The organism is Streptomyces sp. NPDC044921, from assembly GCF_056432865.1.
The window spans coordinates 538583-545129 of record NZ_JBWKIF010000002.1 but is presented as its reverse complement, the minus strand read 5'-3'; the positions used below and the strand labels follow the sequence as shown (position 1 = coordinate 545129).

At 69.7% G+C, this 6547-nt stretch carries 5 protein-coding genes; 3 read left to right on the top strand and 2 right to left on the bottom strand.

Features of this window, described 5'->3' with window-relative positions; translation table 11 throughout:
- Positions 1-889 precede the first annotated feature (889 nt).
- Together AC07DA_RS05110 and AC07DA_RS05105 are read left to right on the top strand one after the other, a co-directional pair.
- Positions 890-1324, top strand: a complete 435-nt coding sequence (locus AC07DA_RS05110; protein WP_479124686.1) for a hypothetical protein — start codon at positions 890-892, stop codon at positions 1322-1324.
- Positions 1251-4181 carry a CHAT domain-containing protein gene (locus tag AC07DA_RS05105; protein WP_479124684.1) on the top strand — a complete coding sequence of 977 codons (2931 nt, stop codon included), beginning with the start codon at positions 1251-1253 and terminating at the stop codon, positions 4179-4181. The genes AC07DA_RS05110 and AC07DA_RS05105 overlap by 74 nt, the downstream gene beginning before the upstream one ends.
- On the opposite strand, the gene AC07DA_RS05100 is transcribed toward AC07DA_RS05105, so the two are convergent.
- Together AC07DA_RS05100 and AC07DA_RS05095 are read right to left on the bottom strand one after the other, a co-directional pair.
- Positions 4162-5133: a hypothetical protein gene (locus AC07DA_RS05100; RefSeq protein ID WP_479124682.1), complete on the bottom strand. Its 972-nt coding sequence runs from the start codon at positions 5131-5133 to the stop codon at positions 4162-4164. The genes AC07DA_RS05105 and AC07DA_RS05100 overlap by 20 nt on opposite strands.
- Positions 5130-5519: a hypothetical protein gene (locus tag AC07DA_RS05095; protein ID WP_479124681.1), complete on the bottom strand. Its 390-nt coding sequence runs from the start codon at positions 5517-5519 to the stop codon at positions 5130-5132. The genes AC07DA_RS05100 and AC07DA_RS05095 overlap by 4 nt, the downstream gene beginning before the upstream one ends.
- A gap of 147 nt (positions 5520-5666) precedes the next feature.
- Here AC07DA_RS05095 and AC07DA_RS05090 point away from each other — a divergent pair, with 147 nt between their 5' ends.
- Positions 5667-6251 carry a hypothetical protein gene (locus AC07DA_RS05090; RefSeq protein WP_479124679.1) on the top strand — a complete coding sequence of 195 codons (585 nt, stop codon included), beginning with the start codon at positions 5667-5669 and terminating at the stop codon, positions 6249-6251.
- Positions 6252-6547: the final 296 nt, after the last annotated feature.

The following is a 6547-nucleotide window of genomic DNA, read 5'->3' as shown; positions in this document are numbered from 1 at the left end:
CCGCTACGAACGCAAGGCCGAGCACTTCCTGGCCTTCACGGCCATCGCCTGCAGCCTCATCTGCTACCGCAGACTCACCAAATGAGACGACGTCTTAACCCTCGCACTAGTACACCGGACGTAAGAGTTCTGACTGACCGTGACGTCGTTTGTGCTGCCCAGTTGTGCTGACTGCGCAATGCACGGCGCCGTATCGCGAATACCTTACTTCGGGAGAAAAAATGGGGAACGCAGTAGCATGGACGTTCATCGTGAGTGCATCACTGTGCTCTGTTGGTTCTGTATTCCTATCCGATCCCCAACGACGGCTTCATCACGTCGACGCAGCGGAACTCCGTCGACGACGGCTCATGAAAGAGGCACTGAGGGACAGTGACTGCGTACATCGCAGCATTCCGTCCCGTTCCTCGCAGCAAAGGCAACCGTCGGTCACCCCGGGGGGATTGCCAGGAGACCAATGAGTCGTTGAAGAACGGGAAACGTCCAGCATGTCGAATGAGCCGTTCCCGGGCGACGGCCCAGCCGGTTGCGGAAATCAGGTGTCCTAGCCCGGTCACGGCAGTAGAACCACTCGGCCGACGAGATGCGGGCCCGCACCTCGTCGGTGACGTAACGGTCATCATCGTTCTCGCGAAGTCCGTCTCCCGCCGGTTCGGGCGAGGAATCTGCCCATCTCCCCCGTGCGGCACGACTGTCCGCCATAGTGGGCGAGACAGGACGCCTGGAGGGGGACGCGGCGTGGTCGGACCGACAGCGGAGAACGAGGCTTCAGACGCGCCGCGTCGGCCGGCCACCGGGAGTGGACGTGCACCACGCGGCTCTTCCCCGACTTCTTCAAGCGAACTGTGGCACCACGTCGACACGTTGCCGTTCGGCTTCCGGGAGCGACATGACTGACGTGCAGGGCACCGCCCTCGACGCCGTGCGAGCACGGCTGGACGGGTTCCGGGCCGGAAACGCATCGGCCGTCGCCGGCCCGGCGGCCGAGCAGGACGCGGCGCGTGCGGTGGAAACACCCACCCCGGAGTCAGTGGCAGCGGTCGCCTGGCTCTATCAGTACCGCGCGTCGGTATCGGGTGACCTCTTCGGGCCGGATGCCCAGTTGGCGTTCAAGCTGTTCGCCAAGATCGTGAGCGTGCTGCCCGAGGAACTGCCGGCCCACGTGGGGGCGGAACTGCACGCCGCCTTCGCACCCGAGGGGTCCCCCGCCGGGCGACTGCAGCGCCTGCTGACCGATGCGGAGAGCGCCCTTGAGGACCCCGGGACGGCGACGGATCCGGCTGCCCCTCGACCGGTGGATCGACGTACTGCAGGTCTTCCGTGAGACGGCCGCCGAGCACGGTCGTCTGCACTCCCTCCTCGACCTCCTCGGCAGGGTCCTGCGCCGTAGCTTCCCGTTCGATCCGCAGCAGATCCGGCGCCTGGAGCAGGCTGCGGACTGCCTGCGGGCCGCCGTCGACGCCGTGCCACCACGTGACGTCCTCGCCCATCTGCCCGCTCACAATCTGTGCGTGACTCTGCTCGACCATTTCGAGGCCACCGGCGACACGGGCAAGTTGCGTGAGGCCGCCGAAGCGGGCGACCGAGCACTGCACGTCATCAGCCCGGCTCACGCCCACTATCCGCGGTTGGTCGCTCAGCAGGCGGACATACTGTGTACCCGCTCCCGTGTCGATCCCGCCGCGGAATTGATGGACCGGGCTGCGGAACTGGCCCGGGAGGCCGTTCGACGCGCGCACCCGGACAACCCCTCCGCGCCGTTCGTCCACGCGACCGCCGCCGGCGTCCTGGGTGACCAGTACGTGCGTACCCATGATCTCTCGGTGCTTCGGGAAGCCCTGACGTCGGCTGAGGCGGCCATAGCGGGCCTGCCCGACGACGGAGAACTTCACCTCGCGCACGCGCGACACGGCCGGCTGCTGTTCCTCATGGGTCAGCGCACCGGCGACCTCGACGCTCTCGCGGCCGCGGAGGAAGCGTTGACCATCGCCGCCGAATCGCTGCCACCGGGCCACTCCATGAGGGCCGTGCACGTCAGCGACCTCGCCGACGCGCAGTTCGAGCACCATCTCCTCACCGGAGACGAGGACGTGCTGCGCAGGGCGAAGCACCACGCGCTGGCGTCCGTGGCGGCTCTGCGGTCCGGGGACACGGCCAACGCGCCGATGCTCGACACCCTCGCCCGCATCCTGACCCGGTGCTACGAGGTGCACGGAGATCCACGGGAACTGGACGACGCCGTGGGACAGTTCCAACGCGCCGAGGAGCTGTGTCCTCCCGGCAGCCGTTCCCGTGCTCTGGCGTTGCTGCACCTCGCCCATGCTTTGATGCTGCGGGCGACGGTGGTGGCGGATGTGGGGGCGCGCGGCGGCGCGTTCGACGAGGCCGAGCAGGTGGCCCAGCTGGCCGTCGACGCGTGTGCGCCTGGCCCCGACCGGTTGACGGCGTTGAACAACGCGGCCGCGGTGGCGCGTCGGCGTAGCGAAGGCGATCCTGCGGCCCTCCGCCATGCGGCGGACATCTACCGGGAGATGGTGCGCACGGGGGAGCGCGGCACCAGCCCGGTCCAGCTCGCGACGTTCAACCTGGGAGCGGCGCTGGTCGACCTGTTCGACATCGAGCCGGACCCGGACCTGCTCACCGAGGCGGAACCGCTGCTGCGCGCCGCGTCGCGTGCCGCACCAAGCGGACAGCGCCACCACGCCACGGTGATCGCGACGCTCGCCCGCTGCGTCGCCTTGCGCGCCGGGGCGCCCACGGACGAAGCCGTGCGGCTGCTTCGCTCCCACATCACCGCGGGCGGCGGGATCACGCAGGCGGAGCGGGTATCCGCTGCCGTCACCCTCGGCCGACTGCACGCCGACGCGGGACAGTGGCGGCCGGCCCGTGACGCCTTCACCGAGGCGATCGACCTGCTGGCCGCCCAACTCGCGCAGGGGGGAGCCGAGGTGCGCGAACACAGAGTCGCCTCCTTCTTCGGACTCGCCTCACAGGCCGCCGCCTGCGCACTGGCCACCGGTGACCCGGTGGAGGCAGTCACCCTGCTCGAACGCGGACGAGGGCTTCTCATGCCCAGCACGCGGTCACCTGCCGAGCAGCTGGGCACTGCGGGACGTACGGTCGCGATGCTCAACGTCAGCCGCTACCGGTGCGACGCCCTGCTGGTTCGCGACGGGCAGGTCACCGTCGTGCCCCTGCCCGAGGTCACGCACGACGCCGTCAACCGGCAGACGGGCGCCTTCCTGTGGGGCGTACAGAGAGGAAGCGATCCCCTGTGCCCGCCCGAGGAGCGCTACAAGGGCACGCAGGTCGCCGTGAACGGCGCGCTGCGGTGGCTGTGGCACAGCACGGTCCGGCCCGTTCTCGACGCGCTGGGCCACACCGGGTCTCACGGACTGCCGCGGATCTGGTGGTGCCCGACCGGCATGCTGTCCTTCCTCCCACTGCACGCCGCCGGTGAGCACGCCTCCCCGTACGGCGGAACGGGCGGAGAGTGCGCGGTGGACCGCGTCGTCTCGTCCTACACCCCCACCCTCCGCGCCCTGCGCGACGCGGCCCAGGGGGGATCAGCCGTCCTCGGACCGCCGCACGGCGACCCTCTCGTGGTGGCTCCGCGAGCCCCGGACGTACCCGACCTTCCGCAGGCCATGAGGGAGGTGGACGCTCTGCGTCAGCTGTTCCCAGGGCGCACCGAGTTGGTCGGGCCCGAGGCCACCAAGGACCGCATCCTGACGGAGTTGCCACGGCATTCCTGGCTCCACTTCGCCGGGCACGGCTCGCAGAACGTCCAAGTGGCCGGGAGCGCCCACCTCGTACCCCACGATCACGCGCTGCGCGGAGGAATCGGTGCGGACACCTTGCGCGCCCTGCGCCTGGACCGCGCGGAACTGGCGTTTCTCTCCGCGTGCAGCACGGCCACCGGTCAGCTCACACTCGCCGACGACCAGGTCCATGTGGCCGGGATGCTCCTGGGGGCGGGCTTCCGCCATGTCGTCGCCGCCCAGTGGAGCGTGCGCGACCGGGTGGCGGCCGACGTGGCGACCGGGTTCCATCGTCGTGTCGCGGCGGCGCCCGCCGCCGGCGTGGAACCGGCGTTCGCGTTGCACCAGGCCGTGCTGGAGGCACGCCGGATGCGTCCGGAGCCGCACGCGTGGGCTCCGTTCATGCACTACGGCCCGTGAGGGAGGGGTCGGATTCGGGAACATACAGCAGCGCCGGGTCGTCGGATCCCCTGACCACCGCCGCCGTCAGGCGTGCTCCCGCGGCGACCTCGGCGGAGGCGTCGGGCGGGAGCGGGTGCCGCAGCGCCCGGTACAGGTCCCACCGGTGGAGGTCGAACGCCGCCCCCATCAGGGAGCCGAACTCCCGGCACGCGCCGGGCAGCACGCCGCCCCACATCACATACACGAAAGGGAGCGCGAGCAGTGCCCACGGCGTGCGGAACACGGCCGGCAGCAGGAGAAGGCCCCACATCCCCGCCGCCACCGCGCTGTCCACACGGCCTCGAGCCGCCGCGAGGTCCTGACGCATCGCGTCCGGCAGGATCGCCCACACATGCGGCCACAGGGCCGTGGCGTTGAGGCCGTACTTGTCGAGGGGCCCGGTCTCCGCGGCACGCAGCGCGTTCCCCAAGGATGTGGCGAGCATACGGTCCGCCGGCGGCATCCAGCGCAGCTTCTCCTCCAGCCGACCGAGCCGGTCCAGTTCGTCACGGTCCAGGGGTGGGCCGCCGCCCTGGGCCGGGGGGAGCATCAGGTGCCGCCGCAGCAGCGGATCCGCTTCTCGTGCGTACGCGGCGGCGCGACGAACATGCCGCTCGCGCAGCCGACGGTTCAGCGGATCCGCCCAGCGGGGCCAGTAGCCTTCGAGCAGGAGGAGGGTGGGCAGCGTCAACCGGCGCATGAGCAGGCTGGAACCGGCCAGTACCACCAGCCCGATCAGCAGCATCCCCACCTGCTCCCCGGCGTCCAGCCCGCCGACGTCACGGAGCTTGCGGGCGGCCTCGTCGCGGGGCCGCCCGGCACCGAGTACCCAGAGGACGGACAGGGCCAGCCAGTACACCGACGCGGCGAAACCGGTGGCGATCCAGCGCTCGGCGAGCTTGCCGGCCGCGGCATTCCAGAAGACCGTCACGAGGGAGCCCTGCTGAGCTGGCGATTGCAGGACGCGCAGTAGGGAACCGGCTGTCCCATGTTCCTGCGCACGAAGCTGTCGGGCGCCGCGCAACCGTGCGTCTGGCAGGTGAACACGACGGCACCGGAAACCACGCCGGGCAGCGGATGGGGCTGCGCCTGATAGCCGGGCAGGGACCTGTACTCGCCCGGTCCGTCCGTCCTCTCATTCATCCAGGCCACCAGGCGGGCATCCGAGGCGAGAACGCGGCGCAGCGCCTCGTCCCCCTTCGCGGTCAGTGCCTGTCGTATCTCGCGGTCGATGCGCAGGGCGTCCTCACCCACGAGTCGCGGCAGCGACCACAGCAGTTCCCGGGCCAGGTCCCGCAGTTCGTCGGTCTCGTTCACGCGTCCCCCAAGCGCTGATCGACGGGTCCGAGTGTGCCACGCGGGACACGGTCGGGGGGCGGAACTCGTCAAGTCCGGTCCATAACCGCGCAATCGGCTTCATACTCTCCTCATCCGTCCGTGCGCCCGTGAGGAGCGACCGAGTTCATGGCCTCCCGCAAGTCCAAAGACACCGGAACCGATCTGTACGTGAAGCTCTACGGCCGGCCGAAGGCCGACACCCCGGCCGCGCCGCGCCCCTCCTCCCCCGCCCCTGCTCCCCCTCGTCCCGCCGCGGCGGGAAGACCATCCTCCACGCAGGGGTCGTCCCCCTACTGGGCCGAGGGGGATCGTGATCCCACGAAGCAGCGGGACATCCCGCACCTGTTCCCGTACTTCTACCATTCGGTGCTCGCCCGCAACGGAAAGCCGGTGAACGGTCAGAACATCCTGGCCCTCATCGAGTACATCGACGCCAAGCTGCTCTTCCAGGGCAACCTCTGGATCAACGAACTCGACGACCCGCGCACCGGCGAGGTCTTCAAGCAGCGCTTCTTCGTCCCGCTGGACGAGTACGAGTCCTTGGAACGCCGGCCCGACCACGTGATCGACTTCCTCTGGGCCTTCCGTACGACAGCGCGCCCGGGTCTGCGGGAGTTCGTCGACCAGACCTACACGCACCTCACCAGTCCCGACAGCACGCTTCTCAAGTACGGCAACACCCTGCCATTCGGCATCTGGCACCGGGACTGACCCGGTACGGAGAGCATCACGGGACGGCCGCGCCGAGGGGTATCGGAAGTGTGGTGGGCTCGGCATGTCACCGGCGGCACGGCCACGGCGGCGCCCTGGGCCGCGCAGGTCAGGCCGGTGCGGGGCGGCACACGACCCCGCACCAGGTGTTGGCCGAAACATCAACTCAGCGCACTTGAAACACGGTTGTCTCCCCCACCTGTGGTTGACAGACTCACCTCGCCGACGGCGACGCAGACGGACCGGTGTGCGAACGCGCGCGTGGTTGATCAGGTCGGCGAACGGAACTCACGTAC